The following is a 19,976-nucleotide window of genomic DNA, read 5'->3' on the forward strand; positions in this document are numbered from 1 at the left end:
TCCGGTACATACCTGGTCAGGTTCATACGCCATTGGTGACCGTGTGATTCACCTCAATACGTATTCTACTTCAAACCGCGGGCGAACACCGGAGAAGATCACCGAACGGTGAATCCGGCGTTCCGGGCGGCGTCATCGGAGAGTTGAATGACGAAGGAATCCTCGAATCCGGCCGACACGAATCCGAATCCGTTCTGGACGTTGCTCAAGGTCCCCGGTTGAACCAGAAGTTCCGGATTGAACGTCCGGCCGGTCGGAGGCGTCCATTCCGCTGCCGCGACGAACGGGCGCACATCTATCCCCAACAGTTCAATGGCCGTCAGCCCTCCGGGAGAAACATTCAAAGCACCATATACCGCACCGATGTCCAGGGATGGCTCGACCACGACCCCCAGACCTGTGCCCGTATCCTGCAGGATGGTGCCGGATTGGATCACGAGACTGAACGGTTCAGGTTCGGGGTTCCGCGCCGTGGTCAGTGTCACATGATAGATGAGATACAGGTCCAGGAGTCGGGGCGCGTTTTCCCAGTCGATCCGGACACGAACGTTTCCACGTACATTCTGGATATCGGATACGCGGGGGGCTGTTCGGGGCGGCGTGGCCACGCGCACCGTGGAAACCTGGCCATTCGGGTGCGCCGCATCCAGGCGGTATTCACGGTCGTATTCCACCGGCGTGTCGGCAATGAACACGTGTCCGTACGACCCGGACGCGAACTGGACCACGGAGTCCCGCCAGGCCACGCTGGCTCCCGACGTCAAATCGGTCAGCGTCACCGTGGCCGTGGAGGGCGCACCGTCGTCCGCTACCAGGATGGGCTCGATTTCAAACAGCCGCACTTTCTGCAGATCCGCCGTAGGATCGAGCCATCCCCACAACGTGTACGGCCGGTCCGTTTCCACGATCGGGTCCACCGTGGAGTCGCATCCGACAGAAAATAGTACGAAAAGAACGGCCAGGACCGGAAGCATGGACCGGCGTTCAGTTTCGGCAAGATGTTCTTGCATCCAGGTCCTCATTCTTCAAGATCCAGTTTGAGTCCAAGCGTAGGAATGAAGGGCAACTGGTCCACCCTCCTCAGGGTAAACACGTCCAGATAGAAGAGGTTGGCTCGGTCATACGTGTTGATGATTCCGGCATGTATGGTCAGTCGGGCCTTTTCCGTCAAGACCATCTCCCGTTCGGCCGAGAGATCCAAGCGGTGGTACGTGGGCAACAGACCCTTGTAGGGCTGCTCGAAGATGACCCGCCGACTGCCCTCCTCTTCCAACACATCCACGTTGCCTTCCATCAGGACGAATCCGTCGAATCCCAGGGCCCGGCTGAAGGGCAGGCCGCTCCCGAATTGCCAACGGACCGAGAAGACGGCAAGTCGGGTGTCTTTGTTGACGACCAGGTTGAGTTGGTGCCGGCGATCGTGCGCCGGTCGAAAGGATACACTCTCGGTTCCGTACCAGAGTGGAAGCGATTCCTGACGGGCCGAATATTCCACACTGGACAACCCGTACGTGGCGAGCACGCGGAACCCGTCTTCCGAATATTCCGCGCGCAGGTCTCCGCCGAACACCCGTCCGTCAGCGTTCTGGATGCGCGTCGTGAAGCGGGGAAACGCCGTCCACTCCGGGATGAAAAGATTGTCCAGCTTCTTGGCATAGCCCTCCAGCCCGACTTCGAACGACGAAGACAGGGCGCGACGGTATCCAATAATGGCATGGAGCGCGGAAGGAACATCGAAATTATTCGGACTGGACGTCCATGCTGAAAAGACGCCCGCCGCATCCCTCCTGTCCACAAGTCCTACGATCTCCTGATGATAACTGCCGGCAGCGAACGACCATTCGTCATGGTCCCGACGGCGGACGAGACGTAACCGGGGCTCCAGGAAACCGACATTCTTGCTGGGGAAACCATGGATCCGGGCGCCGGCCCGCAATTCCCATCCATTGCCGAAACTCCACTCGGGCTCCACGTACATCCCGATTTCCGTCACGAATTCCTCCCGGAACGACAGATTCTGGAACAGCCCGTTCAACTCACTCTCGATGGTCAACGAGCGGGCAAACAGGCCCCATCGAATGGTTGTATTTCCGTGGAAGTGCGTCAGGTTGGCAATGGTATTGACCGACTGAAGACGCGAGAATCGTTCCGCTGCCGTCCCCCGACTCTGCCATGATTCAAGCCGGGAAGCATTGACGGCAAATTCGGCCATGACCGAAAACGCGCGCGGGAAAACCAGGTACCTCAGGCCACCGGCCTCGTTGGTCCACTCCACGAATTCCCGGGGTTGCTGAACCGATCCCTCGAAAACAGAACCTTTGTCGTGGGTCCGCAGGAAGTTGACGGTGAATTGGGAGTTGTACGAAGGAAGTGCGTGTAATTTTACGTACAGGTCGCCGAATTCGTACGGAAGGTCCTGGCTGATAATCCGCGACGCACCCTGTCCGATGACCGATTCGCGGACAGAGGCCAGGAACGACACCTTTCCATTGTTGTGAAGCGGTCCTTCAATCATGAGTCCGGACACGAACGGTGCAAGCGACGCGGAACCCTTGTATCCGTATTTGCTTCCGTTCCGGCTTGTGACGTCCATTACCGAGGATATGCGCCCCCCGTACTGGCTGGGAAAACCGCCCGCAAATACCTCCACATCGGCAATGATATCCGCCGGGAACGATGAAAAAAAGCCGAGTACGTGGAAGGGTTGATAGATCCACAGCCCGTCCAGCAGCACCAGGTTCTGCCACGGCTCACCACCACGGACAAACAACTGCCCTCCCCGGTCGCCCACCGATACGATGCCCGGGAGCGTGGTCAAGTAATTGACCAGATCACCGGATACGTCCGGCGAGGGAATCATTTCGATATCTGCCGGAATGATGGTCACCTGGCCAGCGGTCACGCGGACCGAACCCGAGTCCCGCTCTTCCTCGACGACCAGTTCATCCAGTACTTCCGACCCTTCGGTCAGTTGGATGTTTAGAAGGATGCGCTCCCCTTCTTCCAGTGTGATGCCCTGCTCCCAGGTATCGAATCCGATGAACGATGCGCGCAGCACGTAAGCCCCTTCGTCAAGACGCGACAACGCATACACGCCCCCCGAGCCAGACACGGTTCCGGTCACCAGCTCACCCGATGCGCCGAGTAGCGCCACATTCACACCTTGAAGGGCTTCTCCGGTGTCGGCATCCGAGATGACACCCCGCACAATGCCTGACTGGGCCTGCGCCTCCCGGAGCGGGGCGGCCAGCATAATCAGCCAGCCCAATAAGAGGACGACCGGCAAGCGCAACGCGTTGATGGACAACGTGGACATGATTCAGCGGGAAAGGATTTCCAGGGTAGTGGACCGTTCAAGGACCCGAAGGTTGCCCGGAATATCGGTAACGCGCACGGTCAAGTGATAGGCACCGGGTTTTACCCCATCCAGATCCAGGATGATATCCCGGGCCCACATTCCTCCCGGGACATCTTCCACGAATGCAACCGACACCGTCGTCTGATCACGCTGCTCGACCGGCGTCATGACCGCTTCGATCCGAACCGTTGCTGTCAAGTCATGGACTTCGAAATAAACCGCAATCGAAGTTCCTTGATCTGTGACGCGCGGCAAGAGGGGCTCAATCAACCGGTCTCCCCGCAGGACGAAACCGTCAGGAACGCGAGCCTCGGCCGGGTCGACCTCCGTGACCAGCCACGCAAGCATCAGGTCGCTCATGACAGGACCATCGTCCGGTGTGGGGGCGGTCCGCAATCGGTACGCCCCCCCACGGCCATGCCCATCCCCCAGTTCCAGGGAGAACCGTTACTGATCGGCACCGGACCGCACCGCATGGAAAACAGGACGGCAGTCTGCATCAGTTGTGGAGCCTGATTGGCTGGCAGTGTTGGCTGCAGCCGGAGGACGAACCAGGTCCTCCGTCCACTCCGCTACCGTGACCGGTGCAGGTATCGGCAGGCGGTCGGACGCCGGACCCGGACGAATACCTGCAGCATACAGCCCGACGTGGTTTACGGCATCGAAACGCTGCCCTTCGCGAGGCTCCAGACACCAGCCGACGACCCACTCCCGACGGTCCCGGGGACCGAAGCCATGGATGGCTGCATGCATCGGAATGGATTCCGTAGGTCCCACGCTGGACTGGAACGGCCTGGCTTCGAACTGTTCAGCGGCATGGATGGTCTGATCCCGTTGCCACTGACGAACGACGTTCCGCGGCCCGGTCAGGTCGGCCGCACTGGCAGACCAGTAGATCCAATCACCCGTTTTGGCCATGTCGTGGAAAATGAACGTCGTGAACGGATAGGACACGGCCAGGAAGGCGTCTCTGTCGCTGGAAAAGCGCACCGACTCCACCGGCAACCCGTAACGGAGAATCATGCGCCCGGGATCGGATGCCTCCGGATGGTCGAGCAATTGGAGGGCTGTACGCCGGGCAACGTGTTCCGTGAGCCGTTCATTCTCCGGTGTTTCCCATCGTGGATCATCGTCCAACCAATCCCGCCCCGATTCCGAAGCCGAAGGTGCGTCAATGGGCGTGCGGTCCAGCAAGGCGATCCGTTCAGCTGGATCTGCCTTTTCCAGGGCCAACAGGGCAGCATTCCAGGCAGCGGTCCTGTTGCCTGACCGGTTCTGGAACAAGGCATCCAGGGCATATCCCGACGGGTCCCCCGGGAGTCGGGAGCGCAGTTCGCGGGCCACATCACGGCCCAGCGTCGCATCATCCTTCAGAAGGGCCAATTCCGCCAGGTGGCGCGCTGCGAGCACATGGATGGGGCTTTCCAAAACCCGGAATGCGGTCCGCAGGTGCCGTTCGGCGTTCACGGAATAGGTGGTTTCCAACTCGGCATCGCGGACGATTCCCAGGTCACGTCCGTCCTCGCGCCTTGGATCGAGGTATCCGATGACCAGGTCCATGACATTATCGTCTGCATACCGAACCGGAATGGAAACGCGATCTTTCTGATTCCGGTACAGGTCCAGTTGGATGGCTCCCAAGAGCAGGTGGGCAACGGCATTGGTCGAATCTTCGGCCAGCAACCGCAGACCCGCACGGCGGTGACGCTCCTGGCGCAGCGCAGGGAGGAACGACCGGCCGTGGGCATACCGCAGCCAGAGGTCCAGGGCGCGGGCCCGGCCGTAATCCGGATCCTGTTCCAGGGCACGTTCCAACAGTCGGGCAGCGCTGTCCGGCTGCGGTGGCCGCCCGACGAGGTAGGCTTCCGCTTCTGTGAGAAAGCGGTCGATGTTTGACGTGGACTGTGCAGACGCAAGCGGTGAAAGCAGGGTCAACAGCAAAAGGGTCACGTAAACACGCATGCCGTTCACTCCGAGGCTTTTCCCGTCAACCGCTCCAGACGTCGCTTCGTATCCCGTTCGGCAATGTCGTGACGCTTGTCGTACAACTTCTTGCCCTTTGCCAGGCCGATTTCAACCTTCGCCTTACCGTCCTTGAAGTACATGGACAACGGGATGATGGTATATCCTTTCTGCTGGGCCGCCTTGGCAAATCGTTCAATCTCACGTCGGTGCAGCAACAATTTCCGCGGTCGAAGCGGTTCGTGGTTCTGGATGTTGCCGTGGTCATACGGTGCAATGTGACACTGCATGAGATACATCTCACCGTGCTCCACGACGCAGAACCCATCCACCAGATTCGCCTTGCCGTTGCGAAGCGACTTCACCTCGGTACCACGCAACACGAGTCCCGCCTCCACCGATTCCTCGATGTGGTACTCATGGCGCGCCTTCCGATTGGTGGTGATGGTCTTCATTCGTTGTCGGTCAGGCTGGCGAAGGCTACGGGGTCAATGGTTTCCTTCAATTCGTAGAAATACATGTATTCCCCCAATTCGGTCAGGCTGGCAATGGCCAGATCATCCATACGCAGGCGCAACTCATTCAGTTCGAATTGCTGCATGGCCTCTGTTCCTCCGGCGGCCAGGACACGTGTTCGCCGGTTCTCGTCCAGTTCAACCAAGACATCCCTTACGAGTTGGATATGGGCATCTTCAACCTCACCCTTCCGCATGACGAAAGCGGCCCAGACCATGGGATAATTGGCCAGTTCATACCACTCCTGCCCCAAGTCCAATTCGACCCTCTTGCTCGGCCCCGCGCCGACATCCAGGGATCCCGAGTCGGATTCGGAGGTGGAGGAGAAAGGAGAAGTTCGCGAAGCGTCTGCGGGAGACGCCAACAGATCAAAGGCGCCACCCTCACCCCATTCATCGGTCTCCAACGGTGGCGTCACCTTCGCGATCATTCCGTAGTGCTCCTTCAGAACGATCCGGGCGACGAGTCCCGCGAGTGCACCATCGGGCTGGCAACGGATGTGTAGTTCAGGTACCGGGGACGCCTCAGCATCCGGTAGGCCGTTTTCCAGTACCAGGCGCGCAAACGGGTTGGACCATGTGGAAATCCCGACGGCTGGCAGCACGTCAAAGTCATCTCCGGCCATGAGGATCCGGTCCGTGGGCAACAAGGCCACATCCACTCTACCGGCACGCAACAACACTTCGGCCTCGACCGACGTACCCAGTTGAAGGTCCACACCTGGTGAATCCCGGAGTGCCGAGGCAGCAAGCATCGTGAACGGTGCGTTCCAGACCGCGATTTTTGTGGGTGTCGGGACCATGGCTGGTTCTACTGGAAGGCTGGAGTTGGAGAATGGGCCGGGTCGGAGATGACCGTATGGTACGGCAGGGCCGGGGGCGAACGTGTTCGCCCCCGGCCCATTACTGGCGCGCGTTCATCCTGGTCGGGTGTATGACGAACACACCCTGGATTTCACACCCGCGTATTCCAGACCGGCAGGACCAGGCCCTAGCGGCGGCGCTCCTTGATGCGGGCTGCCTTGCCGCGACGGTCACGGAGATAGTACAGCTTGGCGCGTCGGACGCTGCCTTCGCGGACCACTTCGATCTTGGCAATCTTCGGAGAGTACAACGGGAAAATCCGTTCCACGCCCACACTGTTCGAGACCTTGCGAACCATGAAGGTACGACGGGCACCGGAGCCCTTGAACGCAATTACGACGCCCTGGTACTGCTGGATACGTTCTTTCTCGCCCTCAATGACCCGCACGTGCACGTTGACCGTGTCGCCTGTCGAGAAATCAGGGATGTCGTCGCGCTTCTGCGACTCTTCTATCAAGTTCATTACATCGGTAGCCATGGCGTACCTCTTGGATCGGCTGGATGGTGAATCACTATGTATGTCATGTCTGCCTTGCACGTCAACGATCGTCCCTATCCAGTAAATCGGGGCGTCGTTCCCGTGTCTTTTTCAGCCGTTCTCCGTCCCTCCACGCTGCAATCCGTTCGTGGTCACCACTCAGCAGCACATCCGGAACCCTGAGGCCCCGGTATTCCGCCGGTCGCGTCCATGTGGGCGCATCGAGGAGTCCATCCTGGAATGAGTCGGAGAGCGCCGATTCGGCATCCCCCAACACCCCAGGCAACAGACGGGCCACCGCGTCAACAAGCACCAATGCGGGTAGTTCCCCCCCACTCAGGACGTAGTCTCCAATGGACACCTCCATTGTGATCCGGGAATCCCGGACCCGTTGATCGAGTCCTTTGTAGTGCCCGGCGAGCACGATCATCCTCCTGTTCAAGGAGAGACGATTGGCCATGGACTGCGTCAGGACGGGAGCGTCCGGAGTCATGAAAATGACTTCATCGGCAGGATGCACATCCGGTTCGGCGTCCAGGTCGTCGAGACACTGGAACACCGGCTCCGGTTTGAGCACCATGCCGGCACCCCCGCCAAAAGGATAGTCATCGACCTTCCGATGCTTGCCAACCGCCCAGTCCCGCAGGTCATGGATGCGGATATCAAGCATTCCCGATTCGCGTGCCCGTCCCACGATGCTGTGCTCCAACGGGGAGCGCAGCAAATCAGGAACGGCGGAAATCAGGTCGATCCGCATGACTACAGCAACCCGTCCAGCAGACGGATGACAACCGAGTGGTCGGTCACATCCCGCACGAACTCCGGTACCATGGGAACCATGAACCGGGATCCGTCCTCCCGCTGGACGACCAGCTTGTCCTGACCGGGCGCTTCCAGGATATCGGCGACACGCCCCAGCGGTTCACCCTCATCGGAAAGGACCGAATGCCCTATCACATCGCTGTAATAGAACTCGTCCTCCTCCAATGGGGGCAAGTCATCCTGGACGGCGAAGACCAACTGACCGTACAGCTTTTCAGCCTGGTCGCGGGAGTCTATGCCTTCCATTTTGAGCAGAACCGTGGCACCGAACTTGGATGGCTGAATTCTGGCAGACACAATGTCAAATAACAAAACGGAATCGGGACTCTTCCCGACATATACGCTCCGCAGGTCCGTGAACCGGTACGGATCGTCCGTGTCCGGTGCCACCTTGACGTCTCCGACCAGACCGTGCGGCTTCGCAATTCGGCCCATCTGGCGGAGAGTAATCATGGCGGTACCGGGAAAAAGGATCAGGCAGACTTCTCTTCGTCCGCTGCTGGCGCTTCTGCTTCTGCTTCTGCTTCTGCTTCGGCTGCGGCTTCGGCTTCTGCCACGGGGGCTTCTGCTTCTGCGTCGGCCTTCACTTCAACTTCCGGCTCGGCCGCCGCTTCAACTGAAGCTTCAGCAGGCTCGGCGGCGTCCGGGGCAGCCTCTGCAGCGGGAGCGTCAGCAGCGGGAGCATCGGCCGCAGGAGCTTCGGCAGCGGCAGTGGCCTTGTTGGCCTCCTCCTGCTCCTTGCGCGCCTCGGCGGCTGCCGCTTCGCGATCGGCCTCAGCCTTCTTGCGCGCAGCTTCGGCGTCGGCCTTGGCCTGGGCTTCCATCTCGGCACGCTTCTTGGCCAACTCGGCCTCGCGCGCCTTGGCAGCTACCTCTTCTTCCTTCAGAGCGGCTTTGCGCCGGTCTGCTGCAGAAAGCTTGGTATTCTGAGCCGCTTTGGCATGATGACGCGTGCGGTGGGCTTCCACAGCTGCTGCAATGTCCTCTTCCGATGCACCGTTCTTCTTCATGCTGTACGCAAGGAGAACTCCTTCGCGCTTGAGCACGGAACGTACCGTGTCGGAGGGTTGGGCTCCGTTGTCCAGCCAATAATGGACACGGTCCATCTGGACCTTGACCTCGGCGGGATCCTGGAGAGGGGCATAACGCCCAATGTCTTCAATGTACCGTCCGTCGCGCGGGCTGCGAGAGTCCGTCGCGACAATGGCGTAAACCGGACGCTTGTTCCGGCCCATCCTTTTCAGTCGAAGCTTAACTGCCACTGTATTTCGAGAGTGTGTTGGTGTTATCAGTTGACGCGTCCCATGAGACTCGACAGGTCGACCGAACGGCCCTTGCCCATCATCCTCGTCATGGTCTTCATCATCTTTTTCATGTCCCTGAACTGTTTCAGCAATTGATTCACGTCGCGGACCTCGACACCACTGCCATCCGCAATGCGGCGGCGGCGACTGCCGTTGATGATGTCCGGATTCTGTCGTTCTTCCCGGGTCATGGACTGGATGATGGCTTCAATGTGCTTGAACGCATCGTCGTCGATATCCAGATCCTTCACCTTCCGTCCGACACCCGGAATCATTCCCACGAGATCCGTGAGTGACCCCATTTTCTTGAGGCGATCCAGCTGGTCCAGGAAATCCTCGAGGTCGAATTTCTCCGACCCGATCTTGGAGCGCAGCTTCTCAGCCTGCTTTTCGTCAAACTGTTCCTGGGCTTTCTCAACGAACGATACAACATCGCCCATGCCCAATATGCGTTGCGCCATCCGCTCAGGATAGAACGGCGTCAACGCATCCATTTTCTCACCGGTCGAAGCAAACTTGATGGGCTTGTCCACCACGCGTCGAATGGATAGCGCGGCGCCACCGCGCGTATCGCCATCGAGCTTGGTCAGGACAACGCCGTCAAAATCCAGTCGGCTGTTGAATTCAACCGCGGTATTGACAGCGTCTTGCCCGGTCATGGCATCGACCACGAACAGGATTTCATTCGGATTCACCGCGGCTTTGATCTCCGCGACTTCCGTCATCATCCGTTCGTCGACATGAAGGCGACCTGCCGTATCGATAATGACTATGTCCCTTGCCTGCTTGCGCGCCTCGGAAACGGCTTCGCGGGCAATGCGGACGGCGTCCTGAACGACTTGTCCTCCTTCTTCGAGCGAAAACACGGGCACTTCGACCTGCTTGGCCAGCATCTTCAACTGATCGACAGCTGCCGGACGGTAAACGTCAGCTGCGGCCAGAAGTGGTGCATGACCCAGGCTCTTGAAGTGCCGTGCCAGTTTTCCGGCAAACGTGGTCTTACCCGAGCCCTGCAGACCTGCAATCAGGATGACCGTGGGCGGCTTGGTCGAGAACGTGACATCGGCCTGCGTCCCTCCCAGAAAATGAACAAGTTCGTCATAGACGATCTTGACCATTTGCTGGCCCGGGGACACGGATGAAAGGACATCCACGCCTTCTGCCTGCTTCCTGACCCGTTCCGTGAACTCACGGGCCACCTGGTAATTGACGTCCGCATCCAGAAGCGCCCGCCGAATTTCGCGCATGGATTCCGCGATATTCAGATCGGTAATGCGGCCTTGGCCCGTAATGGACTTCAGCGCGCCTTCCAGCTTTTCTGATAGACTGTCAAACATGCAGGTTGCGTTCGATCGGGTATGTGCTCAATGCTGAAACAGCATAGACAGGAAAAAGTACGAAATTTATTGGTTTAACGCAGGTATCAGAATGATTTATCTGCATCTTCACCGGATGCGCCCCGCTCCCGGATAAGGTCCCGGGACTCCACTGCATGCCGGAGGTGCGGGATGACAATCGAACCGCCGACGATCAATGCGATATTCATGGCGTCGTCCAGTTCCGCATCCGAAAATCCGGCTTCAATACATTGCAGCAGGTGATAGTCAATACAATCATTGCATCGCAGGACCATGGATGCCACCAGGCCCAGCAGTTCTTTCGTCTTCCCGGACAGGGCACCATCCGCGTATGCGTTCGTATCGAGGTTGAAAAACCGCTTTATTCCCAGGTGATTACCGTGATTCAGGATGCGGTCGTTCATGCGCGCCCTGTACGCTTCAAACTCGTCAAGTCGATTGGTCATGGATCCCAGTGATGAAAAATGGCGCCTCCGGAGACATTTCCGGGAGCGACGGCTGGCACTGTCCGATCAAGCGTGGTCGGACGGTTCACGTGATTTGTGTGAACGGTTGAAGTCGCATCCAACGCTGGCCCATGCGGGCCGGATTCATGCGTTCTGGCCCATTCATCAAAAACGGGAAGTGGACATCCGTCCGGCGTTGCGTGATTGGCTGGCCGAAGGTCGCACCATCTGGTTGCCGATCGTGAAGGGCAATGCACTGGTCTCCGGAAGATTTGAGAACGAGCACGTGTTGCAGGCCGGGGCCTACGGGGTGCTCGAGCCTTCGGTGGACCCGACTTTCTCATGGGAGCAGATGGATGCCATCCTCGTTCCAGCCCTTGCCGTTGACCATGACGGTTGGCGACTGGGTTATGGCGGCGGATTCTATGACCGGTTGCTGGCTGGTGTGCACGTTCCGACCGTGTGCCCGATCTTTGCCTGGGAAAGGGTTCCGTCCCTCCCCCACGAGGCCCACGATGTCCGCGTGACCCATACGGTGACAGCGTAACCTCCGGCACATACACGCGTAAGCACGCACATGGCTGCACACACACGAACATCCCAACGTCCCAGCGACACGTCCTCCTACTTCGAGGACGAAATGCACGATCTCGAATCTCTTTCCGAGGGCGAACTCGAAGCCTTGTTGTTCGAGGAAGAGCCGGAAGAATCGAAGAGCTTCCTGAACCTGCCTACACTTACGGGGCTCTCCATCATCCTGGTCGGCATCGCGTACATCTTCCAGCAGATGGGACTGTGGGGCAACGGCATAGACCTTACCGGACTGGCACAGATGCTTCCCTGGCTGGGCGGAATCCTGATCATCCTCCTCGGTTTCGGTGTCCTGTCCTGGCGCCCCGGTCAAAACCGGAAAAAACAGAAGGCCGAAAAGAAACTGGCCAAGTCCCTCGCCAAATCACAGAAACGTCGCAGTGAAGCTACCTCCACGGGTTCTGATCGCCGACGTCTTACCAAATCCAGGGACAAGAAACTGGCCGGCGTGGCATCGGGAATCGCCGAATATTTCGGAATTGACCCGACGCTGGTCCGCATTGCCTTTGTTGTGGGAACGGTGGCCACGGGCGGTGGACCGTTCCTTCTCGGCTATTTGATCATGGCATTCGTCATGCCGAATCCGGACAAACCGCAAAAGCCTTCGCTTGACGAGCGGATTACCATCATTCGAGACAGCTGACACCCCCTTATATGAGCGGAAAACTCAAAAAATCGTCACACGACAAGATGATTGCCGGCGTTTGCGGTGGCATCGCTGAATATTTCGACATCGATCCGACCCTCGTTCGTGTCGCATATGTCGTACTCAGCCTTCTTTCCACGGGCTTCCCCGGATTGCTCATCTACATCATCCTGGCATTCGTAATGCCGGACAGATAGGACAGCGGCCCTGTTCAATCGGTCGGGATCCGCTCGCCGGCACTGCACGTCCACAGCGCAGAAGGGTCCAACCATTCCCGGATAATCCGATTCACGTCTTCGGCGCGGAGATGGTGCAGTCGTACAGGCCACTCATCCAGTTCCTTCGCCGGCATACCCAACTCCATGTGACGACGGATGCGCCCCGCCATTCCACCGGTCGTGCCCAGGTGAACGAGCCAACTTCCAGCCATCGTTTGCACCACTTCCTCCAGTTCCTCCGGGCTGATGCCTCCCGTAACGAACCGCTCGATTTCCTCGTGTGTCCGCCGCAAGCCCCGGTCGAGATTTTCCTGGCTCAATGATATCCGGGTTACCCATGCGCCGCTGACGTCGCGATCGAAGCCCTGAAGACCCGATCCGACCCCGTACGTGAGTCCATCCTGGTCCCTGACCGTACTCATGAGCCTGGACGAGAAGTTGCCGCCCAGCACGAATACCGCCACCGACAGGGCATCGAAGTCCGGATGGGACCGGTCCAATCCCAGCGCATGGCCAATCCGGACATCCAGGTTCTTGCGATCCGCTACCATGACATGCTCCTGCCCTCCCGTCGCACGTGCCGCGTGCAGGAACGTCCTCGCAGGGACGTCCCGAACCGGCCGACCGTGCAGGTGGGTTTCAGCAAGCTCCTGGACCATCCCCGGCTGGACATCCCCGACCACGGCCATGTGCAACGGCGACGGACGTAACCGCGACATGGCAAACGACCGGAATTCCTGGAAGTCGAGTTCCTGCAGTACGGCCAGCCTCGCGTCAATGCCCGGGTCATGATTGGGGTGCGTTTCCGGAAACAGACGAGCCGCCAAAGCCGTCCCGGCCTGCGAAGCGGTGTCGCTTTTCTCCCGCATGATATGGGTCCGCAGGCGACCGGCCGCAAGGCTGATTTCAGGTTCAGGATAGGCCGCCTCCCAGAGGCACTCTGCAACGATCGGAAACAGCTCGCCGAAATCCCGCGTGAGGCATCGAAGGCCAGCCCGCATCTGCAAGCCGTCTGTGGCGACATTGAAATCGGCTCCACGATCCTCGAACAAGGCTGACAGGTCCGCTTTTGATCGGTTTACCGTGCCCTTGTCCATGAGCATGGATGCCAGATCGGTCCATACGACTTCCGCATTCGTGGTCCCCACCGATAAGGGCCACGAAAGCCGCAACGATACCACCTCCTCCACATCGGCCTTGAGGCATCGAATGCGGGAGGCATCCGTCTCTATCTCGACAATCCGCTCATGCATGGGTGGGCAACACGTCCAGGATCCGTTCGGTCACGTCAGCCAGCGATCCCACGCCATCGACTTCACGAAGCAGTCCCCGCTTCGCATACCACTCCGCAACCGGCCACGTCTCCGCGTGATACGTTCGCAATCGGGAGAGCACCGCTTCAGGTTCGTCATCCGTCCGCTGGACGATGAGGGAAGGGTCCATTCCGGTGGGCGGAGGGTTCAAGTCCGGGCTGAAGCTCTCACCGGTGATCTTGTTGATGCGGCGGCCCGAAAGTCGCTCCACAATGCGATGGTCCGGAACGTTCAGGCTGATGACGGCATGGAGCGGCGCGTTGGCGTCTTCCAGGAAGGCATCCAGCCACTCGGCCTGTTGCCGGGTACGGGGGTATCCATCCAGGATGAAGTTCCGGAAGCCGGTGGCTTCGATGGCCTCGTTGGCCAGATCGCGCACGACGTCATCGGGGACGAGCCCACCGCGATGGACAATCGTCGCCGCCTTCATACCAAGCGGAGTTCCTTCCCGGATGGCCGTACGGATGAGGTTTCCAGTGGAAATGATGTCCAGGCCAAATCGCTCCTTGAGCTTTTTCGCCTGCGTACCCTTTCCCGCACCAGGCGGCCCGAACAATACCAATCGCATGAATTCAACGTGTTGGGTGGAATCTGCAAGTTACGGCAGCCGGTGCAGATGTGTCCGCGATATCACGAGCAGATCCGCGCCTGAGACGGCCGCTCCGCGGCTGTCCATCGAGTCCGGAAGTTGCCATGCTTCCACGGGTTCAAGCCGTGCGTTGAATACCCACAACACGGGCCCCGTACGTGCGATGAGCCCCGATTGGATCGGGTCTATGAAGATGAACGGAATACCGGTCAGTCGCCGGACGGTCACACCGGCACTGCTCAGGACGTGCAGGGTACCGGATGCATCGAGGACAGCCAGGCCGTTCCCGAAACGGGCCATGTCGACGGGCATGGCCTGTTCAACCAGGTACACAGGGCTCACCTGCTCCCGGATGCGATCCATCCTGAACAGGAACGGCTCTGTGTCCGTCAGGATGAACAGTGTACCATCAGCGAGAGCCTGGACGTACCGGACGTCAGCGGGCATCCGCGGCTCCATCTGGATGATTTCCATGATGGCACCGCCCCGGGTGAAACGCTGGATGCGGCCATTGCCTGTATCGGCCACGCCCAGGATGGATCCCGCGTCCACATCCAACCCCTCCGGCGCCATGAACTGACCTTGATCAGCACCCGGTCCGCCAAGGATGCTCCACTCCAGGGGCCGATCCGCATGCGGGTCTGCATACAGGATGGCGTGCCGACCAGCATCAGAAACATGGATGCGCCCCCGCGCATCAGCAACAATGGCACGCGCGTCCAGGAACGTCCCGGGACGCGCGTCCGGGGAGGTCAAACGGACGGGCACGTGTGACCAATCCTCGATCGTCCAGACTTCGACCGGCACACGCCCTGAATGGGACGCCATCGGGGATCGTTCGGCGCATCCGGACAGCAGAACGGCCATGACGCCGGTCAGCAGGATGACCACTACGCCGACCAGCTGCCGGATTGAAGCGTCCGGTGCACGAGCGGCGCTCACTGCGATGAATTTCCCGACGCACCCGATCGCCGGAGCAGTCCCTTGCGCCCGATATCGGTCCGATGCTGGGCTCCTTCGAATGAAACCAGTGACACCCCCGTGTAGACCCGTGACAAGGCACCTTCCAAGCTCGGCGCGTGCGCCGCGACCGCCAGAACGCGCCCTCCGCTCGTGCGAAGAACCCCGTCGGCGTCCCGGATCGTACCCGCATGGAATACCATGGTACCCGGCAGTTGCCCGGCCATGTCTATCCCCGAAATCGGGAAGCCTTTTTCATACGCTCCGGGGTAGCCGGCGGAGGCCATGACGACACAGGCGGCTGCACCATCGCGCAACTCCACTTCCAGATCGGACAGGGTGCCATTGGCCACGGCCTCGAAGACGGTAAGCGCATCCGTTTTGAGCAACGGCAGGATAACCTGCGTTTCAGGATCCCCGAGTCGACAATTGTACTCCACGACTTTAGGACCCTCGTTTGTAATCATGAGCCCCACATACAGGATACCCGAATACGGGGCGCCCTCCGCGGCCATTCCCTCCAGCGTCGGTCGGACGATGGTTTCCACGACCGTCGCAGAAAGATCCGGTGTCATGACCGGCGCCGGTGCATAGGCCCCCATGCCGCCCGTATTCGGACCCGTATCGTCATCTCCAATCCGCTTATGGTCCTGTGCCGGCGACAGCAAGGCGAAATCCTTTCCGTCGGTGAGTACGAACACGCTGGCTTCCTCCCCCTCCATGAAGGCTTCCACCACTATTTCATCGGCTGCGTCACCGAGGGCGTTGGCATCCAGCAACTCGGAAAGTGCCGTGCGTGCCTCGTCCTTCGTCAAACATACCAGGGCCCCCTTGCCGGCGGCAAGACCGCTGGCCTTTATGACGATGGGGGCACCCTCCTGTTCAATCCAGGCGCTGGCCTCGGCTGCTTCGTTGCGCCTGAACGTACGCGAAGCCGCTGTCGGGATGTCGTGCCGGTCCATGAACGCTTTGGCAAAGGCCTTGCTGCCTTCAAGCCGGGCCGCCGCCTTGTCCGGACCTACGACCGGGATGGAGGCAGCCCTGAGCGCATTCGCCAGTCCATCCACCAACGGTTGTTCAGGACCGATAATGACCAGCCCGATCCCGTTTGACCGGACGTGTTCAATGACGGCGCCATGGTCGCCGATGTCCAACTGGACATTGGTTGCCAGATCAGCCGTACCGGCATTGCCCGGTGCAACGTGGATGACCGGCTGACGGGGACTTTGTGCGAGCGACCATGCGAGCGCATGTTCGCGCCCCCCGCTTCCAAGGATGAGTACGTTCATGGTTTCGGCGTATAGAATGGATTCTCTGGTGGCACGTCGATTCCCAACTGGATATTCTTGTACCGTACGTAGTTGCGGGCATAGTGACTTATCGACTCCACTTCCGCATCGGTCAGCTGGCGTACAATGCGCGCCGGGTTGCCGAACACCATCGACCGTGGAGGAATTACGGTGCCTCCGGTGACCAGTGCACCTGCTCCTACAATGGAGTGGTGACCGACGACAGCCTTGTCCAGGATGATGCTTCCCATTCCGATAAGAACGTCATCCTCTATCGTACACCCGTGCACGATGGCGCCGTGACCGACCGTAACGCCTGACCCGATGCTTGTCGGAGCCGAATGATGCGTCACATGGACAACTGCATTGTCCTGGATGTTCGTCCTGTCCCCAATGCGTATCCAGTTCACATCACCACGGAGTACCGCGCCGAACCAGAATCCGGCATCGTCCCCGGCAACGATATCACCGGTCAACGTGGCCGTATCGGCTACGAATGCGCGCTCACCCAAAACGGGCGTGCGACCTATGAAAGAATGGATCATGTCGGGGTCCGGTTCAGGTGTCCGAGAGCTTCTTCTGGAGTTCGGCAAGGCGCTGCAGGGCCTCAAGGGGTGTCGTCATGTCCACATCCAGCCGGCGCAATCCGTCAAGCACGTCCTCCTCCGACGATGTCAGACCGGGTACTGCGGGAGAACGGCCCGGCGCGGGAGCCGGCGCTGGTGCGAGGGGTGCGAACAGGTTCATCTGGGGTTCGGCGGCCATCGGTACCGGCGCTGGAGGCTTGTTTTCGAGTTCATTCAGAATGATCCGGGAGCGCTTCAGCAGCGGGCCGGGAAGTCCCGCCATGCGGGCCACTTCTATCCCATAGGAATGATCCGCTCCGCCAGGGACCATCTTCCGAAGGAAAATCACGCGTCCATCGTGTTCCTGGACCTGGATCCGATAGGATTTGACACGCTCAAGCTGATCCTCCAGCACATTGAGCTCGTGATAGTGTGTGGCAAACATGGTCCGGGCGGCCACCCTCGGGGTATCGTGGAGGTACTCCACGATGGCCCACGCAATGGAGAGTCCGTCGAACGTACTCGTGCCCCGACCCACCTCATCCAACAGGATGAGCGACTTCGCCGATGCGTTGTTCAGGATGTTGGCGGTCTCGTTCATTTCCACAAGGAACGTGCTCTCGCCGGCAGCGAGGTTGTCCGAAGCACCAACCCGGGTGAAGATCCGATCGACAAGGCCGATCCGGGCTTGCTTTGCAGGAACGAACGCACCGACCTGTGCCAACAGCACAATCAACCCGGTCTGACGGAGCACTACGCTCTTTCCCGCCATGTTGGGTCCCGTTACCAACAGGATCTGCTCCGTGTCCGCGTCCATGCGGACCGAATTCGGAATGAACGGCTCACCTGGGGGCAACGCGTGTTCAACGACGGGATGCCTTCCGTCCTCGATATCAAGTTCGGAGCCCTCGTGCATCTCGGGACACACGTGGCGTTCCTCCACGGCCGTCTCTGCAAAGGAGCACAGGACATCAAGGGTCGCAACGAGTTGAGCGTTCGCCTGGAGAATGGACGCGAACGAGGCCACGTGATCCCGGACCTCCGAAAACAAGACCGCTTCGAGCTGGATCAGCCTGTCCTCGGCACCCAGGATTTTCTCTTCATAATCCTTGAGTTCCTGCGTGATGTACCGCTCCGCATTGACCAGCGTCTGTTTCCGGATCCACGCTGCCGGCACTTTGTCCTTGTGGGCATTCGTGACCTCGAGATAATATCCGAAGACCTTGTTGAAACCGATCTTGAGCGATGAAATGCCGGTCCGTTCGGATTCGGTTTGCTGGAGTCGGGCGAGCCAATCCTTTCCGCCTGTGGAGATGGCCCGGAGTTCATCCAGTTCCGCATGGTATCCGGAACGGATGACCCCGCCGTCCTTGAGTTGGGCCGGAGGCTCATCCACCAGGGCCCGGGAAACGAGCTCGACCACGTCCGGGCACGGTTCAAGCCCGTGGGCGATGGCATCCAGCGCGTGGGCCGATGCACGCTCCAGACCTTCCCGAATGGGCGGTATCTGCAACAAGGCCTCCTTGAGCCCCGAAATGTCCCTGGGGGATGCGCGGCCGGTGCAGGCGCGCGCCACCATCCGCTCCAGATCTCCGATGGGGCGAAGCAAGGTCCGGAGGTTCGTACGGAGGGACCGGGAGGCAACCAGATCGCGAACCGCCTCCTGGCGTTTCTGGATGGCCGCCAGCTCACGAAGCGGTCGAACCAGCCACTGTCGCAACATACGTCCCCCCATGGGCGTGAGCGTACGATCCATGATCGAAACCAGCGATCCCTCCTCACCTGCGTGCATGGACGATACCAATTCCAGGTTGCGCCGCGTCTGCCGGTCCAGCATCATGTACGCGTGGCTCTCGTAGGCTTCCAATCGCTGCATGTGCGGCAAGAGCCCTTTCTGCGTCTCCGTGAGATAATGGAGCAACGCCCCTGCCGCGACTTGCCCAAGCGCGTACTCCTCTACGCCGAACCCCTTGAGTGAATGCGTCTGGAAATGACTCGTAAGCGTTTCCCGCGCCTGATCGGCAGTGAACACCCAGTCATCGAGTGGCGTGATGATTGCCCGGTCGAATCCTGCCTTCTGGACCGCGGGGATGCGGGATTTGATGCACAGGATTTCTGCGGGAGCGACGGATGCCAGGAAGGATGCGAGGGATGCCTCCGGGACTTCCGCGAGCTTGAACTCTCCGGTCGATGCGTCGGCAAAGGCCACACCGGCAATCGGGCCTGCGTCCGCACGTGATCCCCTTCCTACGTGAACCGCGGCCACGAACGTGGACTGTTTGGGCGTCAGTAGATTGTCCCGGAGCGCCACACCCGGTGTGACGATCTCCACCACATCCCGTCGAACAATGGTTTTTGCTGTCTTCGGGTCTTCGACCTGCTCGCAAATGGCTACGCGATACCCCGCCCGGACAAGTTTGGGCAGATACGTGTCCAGCGAGTGGTATGGGAATCCGGCAAGGGCCACATCCGAAGCCGCCCCGTTCGATCGCTTCGTGAGGGTGATACCCAAAGCCTTATGGGCTTCACGGGCATCGTCGCCGAACGTTTCGTAGAAATCCCCCATCCGGAACAGCAGGATGGTCCCCGGATGCTGCTTCTTGATGGAGAAATACTGCCGCATGAGAGGGGTCTGTCCCTTCATCGGTTTCGAGGCGGCCGTATCGCTCATTCCATGGGTCGTGTTGCGTGGGGGAA

General features: G+C 59.7%; 20 protein-coding genes and 1 pseudogene. 3 read left to right on the forward strand and 18 right to left on the reverse strand.

Annotation, left to right across the window (positions count from 1 at the left end):
- Positions 1 to 98: 98 nt before the first annotated feature.
- The 12 genes and pseudogenes from RIE53_03625 to RIE53_03680 all read right to left on the reverse strand — a co-directional run bounded on the left by RIE53_03625 (position 99) and on the right by RIE53_03680 (position 11,107).
- Positions 99 to 1,010, reverse strand: coding sequence for a hypothetical protein (locus RIE53_03625; GenBank protein MEQ9103765.1), 912 nt, complete (start codon positions 1,008 to 1,010; stop codon positions 99 to 101).
- Between the two features lie 8 nt (positions 1,011 to 1,018).
- Complete coding sequence (locus tag RIE53_03630) at positions 1,019 to 3,316, reverse strand: TonB-dependent receptor (GenBank protein MEQ9103766.1); 2,298 nt, start codon at positions 3,314 to 3,316, stop codon at positions 1,019 to 1,021.
- A 3-nt stretch (positions 3,317 to 3,319) separates the two neighbouring features.
- A complete protein-coding gene (locus RIE53_03635) occupies positions 3,320 to 3,718 on the reverse strand; it encodes a hypothetical protein (GenBank protein ID MEQ9103767.1) in 399 nt (132 codons plus the stop codon).
- An 87-nt stretch (positions 3,719 to 3,805) separates the two neighbouring features.
- Positions 3,806 to 5,320 (reverse strand): hypothetical protein, encoded by a 1,515-nt coding sequence (locus tag RIE53_03640; GenBank protein MEQ9103768.1) that lies wholly within the window; start codon positions 5,318 to 5,320, stop codon positions 3,806 to 3,808.
- Between the two features lie 5 nt (positions 5,321 to 5,325).
- Entirely contained in the window at positions 5,326 to 5,775 is a 450-nt protein-coding gene (gene smpB, locus RIE53_03645; GenBank protein ID MEQ9103769.1) for an SsrA-binding protein SmpB, read from the reverse strand.
- A complete protein-coding gene (locus RIE53_03650; GenBank protein ID MEQ9103770.1) occupies positions 5,772 to 6,638 on the reverse strand; it encodes an MqnA/MqnD/SBP family protein in 867 nt (288 codons plus the stop codon). The genes smpB and RIE53_03650 overlap by 4 nt, the downstream gene beginning before the upstream one ends.
- Positions 6,639 to 6,826: 188 nt before the next feature.
- Positions 6,827 to 7,177 (reverse strand): 50S ribosomal protein L19, encoded by a 351-nt coding sequence (gene rplS / locus RIE53_03655; protein MEQ9103771.1) that lies wholly within the window; start codon positions 7,175 to 7,177, stop codon positions 6,827 to 6,829.
- 61 nt (positions 7,178 to 7,238) lie between these two features.
- A complete protein-coding gene (gene trmD / locus RIE53_03660) occupies positions 7,239 to 7,934 on the reverse strand; it encodes a tRNA (guanosine(37)-N1)-methyltransferase TrmD (protein ID MEQ9103772.1) in 696 nt (231 codons plus the stop codon).
- Between the two features lie 2 nt (positions 7,935 to 7,936).
- Entirely contained in the window at positions 7,937 to 8,452 is a 516-nt protein-coding gene (rimM, locus tag RIE53_03665; protein MEQ9103773.1) for a ribosome maturation factor RimM, read from the reverse strand.
- Positions 8,453 to 9,033: 581 nt separating this feature from the next.
- A pseudogene (gene rpsP, locus RIE53_03670) lies at positions 9,034 to 9,261 on the reverse strand (30S ribosomal protein S16).
- 26 nt (positions 9,262 to 9,287) lie between these two features.
- Positions 9,288 to 10,640 carry a signal recognition particle protein gene (ffh, locus tag RIE53_03675; protein MEQ9103774.1) on the reverse strand — a complete coding sequence of 451 codons (1,353 nt, stop codon included), beginning with the start codon at positions 10,638 to 10,640 and terminating at the stop codon, positions 9,288 to 9,290.
- A gap of 86 nt (positions 10,641 to 10,726) precedes the next feature.
- Positions 10,727 to 11,107: a carboxymuconolactone decarboxylase family protein gene (locus RIE53_03680; protein ID MEQ9103775.1), complete on the reverse strand. Its 381-nt coding sequence runs from the start codon at positions 11,105 to 11,107 to the stop codon at positions 10,727 to 10,729.
- Here RIE53_03680 and RIE53_03685 point away from each other — a divergent pair.
- From RIE53_03685 to RIE53_03695, 3 genes are read left to right on the forward strand one after another with little or no spacing between them, the layout of a single operon-like run.
- A complete protein-coding gene (locus RIE53_03685; GenBank protein MEQ9103776.1) occupies positions 11,106 to 11,654 on the forward strand; it encodes a 5-formyltetrahydrofolate cyclo-ligase in 549 nt (182 codons plus the stop codon). The two genes, RIE53_03680 and RIE53_03685, sit on opposite strands and share 2 nt — an antisense overlap.
- Positions 11,655 to 11,684: 30 nt before the next feature.
- Positions 11,685 to 12,341, forward strand: coding sequence for a PspC domain-containing protein (locus tag RIE53_03690; GenBank protein ID MEQ9103777.1), 657 nt, complete (start codon positions 11,685 to 11,687; stop codon positions 12,339 to 12,341).
- An 11-nt stretch (positions 12,342 to 12,352) separates the two neighbouring features.
- Positions 12,353 to 12,541: a PspC domain-containing protein gene (locus RIE53_03695; protein MEQ9103778.1), complete on the forward strand. Its 189-nt coding sequence runs from the start codon at positions 12,353 to 12,355 to the stop codon at positions 12,539 to 12,541.
- Between the two features lie 14 nt (positions 12,542 to 12,555).
- On the opposite strand, the gene RIE53_03700 is transcribed toward RIE53_03695, so the two are convergent.
- The 6 genes from RIE53_03700 to mutS are packed head-to-tail and all read right to left on the reverse strand — an operon-like array spanning position 12,556 to position 19,902.
- On the reverse strand, positions 12,556 to 13,815 hold the full coding sequence (locus RIE53_03700; GenBank protein ID MEQ9103779.1) for a pitrilysin family protein: 1,260 nt from the start codon (positions 13,813 to 13,815) through the stop codon (positions 12,556 to 12,558).
- On the reverse strand, positions 13,808 to 14,443 hold the full coding sequence (locus tag RIE53_03705; protein ID MEQ9103780.1) for an adenylate kinase: 636 nt from the start codon (positions 14,441 to 14,443) through the stop codon (positions 13,808 to 13,810). The genes RIE53_03700 and RIE53_03705 overlap by 8 nt, the downstream gene beginning before the upstream one ends.
- Positions 14,444 to 14,473: 30 nt before the next feature.
- On the reverse strand, positions 14,474 to 15,406 hold the full coding sequence (locus RIE53_03710; protein ID MEQ9103781.1) for a hypothetical protein: 933 nt from the start codon (positions 15,404 to 15,406) through the stop codon (positions 14,474 to 14,476).
- The gene (gene purD, locus RIE53_03715; GenBank protein ID MEQ9103782.1) at positions 15,403 to 16,713 is read right to left on the reverse strand and encodes a phosphoribosylamine--glycine ligase; all 1,311 of its coding nucleotides are present in this window, start codon (positions 16,711 to 16,713) and stop codon (positions 15,403 to 15,405) included. Before purD ends, RIE53_03710 begins: the two co-directional genes overlap by 4 nt.
- The gene (locus tag RIE53_03720; GenBank protein MEQ9103783.1) at positions 16,710 to 17,258 is read right to left on the reverse strand and encodes a gamma carbonic anhydrase family protein; all 549 of its coding nucleotides are present in this window, start codon (positions 17,256 to 17,258) and stop codon (positions 16,710 to 16,712) included. Before RIE53_03720 ends, purD begins: the two co-directional genes overlap by 4 nt.
- 13 nt (positions 17,259 to 17,271) lie before the next feature.
- Positions 17,272 to 19,902 carry a DNA mismatch repair protein MutS gene (gene mutS / locus RIE53_03725; GenBank protein MEQ9103784.1) on the reverse strand — a complete coding sequence of 877 codons (2,631 nt, stop codon included), beginning with the start codon at positions 19,900 to 19,902 and terminating at the stop codon, positions 17,272 to 17,274.
- Positions 19,903 to 19,976 lie beyond the last annotated feature (74 nt).

Source organism: Rhodothermales bacterium (assembly GCA_040221055.1).
In the GTDB taxonomy this organism is placed as follows: domain Bacteria; phylum Bacteroidota; class Rhodothermia; order Rhodothermales; family UBA10348; genus 1-14-0-65-60-17.

Coding starts and splice junctions, on each gene's coding strand:
- rimM (MEQ9103773.1), bottom strand. CDS start 8,452: ATGATTACTCTCCGCCAGATGGGCCGAATTGCGAAGCCGCACGGTCTG.
- RIE53_03685 (MEQ9103776.1), top strand. CDS start 11,106: ATGGATCCCAGTGATGAAAAATGGCGCCTCCGGAGACATTTCCGGGAG.
- RIE53_03625 (MEQ9103765.1), bottom strand. CDS start 1,010: ATGCAAGAACATCTTGCCGAAACTGAACGCCGGTCCATGCTTCCGGTC.
- RIE53_03680 (MEQ9103775.1), bottom strand. CDS start 11,107: ATGACCAATCGACTTGACGAGTTTGAAGCGTACAGGGCGCGCATGAAC.
- RIE53_03650 (MEQ9103770.1), bottom strand. CDS start 6,638: ATGGTCCCGACACCCACAAAAATCGCGGTCTGGAACGCACCGTTCACG.
- RIE53_03705 (MEQ9103780.1), bottom strand. CDS start 14,443: ATGCGATTGGTATTGTTCGGGCCGCCTGGTGCGGGAAAGGGTACGCAG.
- RIE53_03695 (MEQ9103778.1), top strand. CDS start 12,353: ATGAGCGGAAAACTCAAAAAATCGTCACACGACAAGATGATTGCCGGC.
- smpB (MEQ9103769.1), bottom strand. CDS start 5,775: ATGAAGACCATCACCACCAATCGGAAGGCGCGCCATGAGTACCACATC.
- rplS (MEQ9103771.1), bottom strand. CDS start 7,177: ATGGCTACCGATGTAATGAACTTGATAGAAGAGTCGCAGAAGCGCGAC.
- purD (MEQ9103782.1), bottom strand. CDS start 16,713: ATGAACGTACTCATCCTTGGAAGCGGGGGGCGCGAACATGCGCTCGCA.
- ffh (MEQ9103774.1), bottom strand. CDS start 10,640: ATGTTTGACAGTCTATCAGAAAAGCTGGAAGGCGCGCTGAAGTCCATT.
- RIE53_03640 (MEQ9103768.1), bottom strand. CDS start 5,320: ATGCGTGTTTACGTGACCCTTTTGCTGTTGACCCTGCTTTCACCGCTT.
- RIE53_03690 (MEQ9103777.1), top strand. CDS start 11,685: ATGGCTGCACACACACGAACATCCCAACGTCCCAGCGACACGTCCTCC.
- RIE53_03630 (MEQ9103766.1), bottom strand. CDS start 3,316: ATGTCCACGTTGTCCATCAACGCGTTGCGCTTGCCGGTCGTCCTCTTA.
- mutS (MEQ9103784.1), bottom strand. CDS start 19,902: ATGCGGCAGTATTTCTCCATCAAGAAGCAGCATCCGGGGACCATCCTG.
- RIE53_03700 (MEQ9103779.1), bottom strand. CDS start 13,815: ATGCATGAGCGGATTGTCGAGATAGAGACGGATGCCTCCCGCATTCGA.
- RIE53_03720 (MEQ9103783.1), bottom strand. CDS start 17,258: ATGATCCATTCTTTCATAGGTCGCACGCCCGTTTTGGGTGAGCGCGCA.
- trmD (MEQ9103772.1), bottom strand. CDS start 7,934: ATGCGGATCGACCTGATTTCCGCCGTTCCTGATTTGCTGCGCTCCCCG.
- RIE53_03635 (MEQ9103767.1), bottom strand. CDS start 3,718: ATGAGCGACCTGATGCTTGCGTGGCTGGTCACGGAGGTCGACCCGGCC.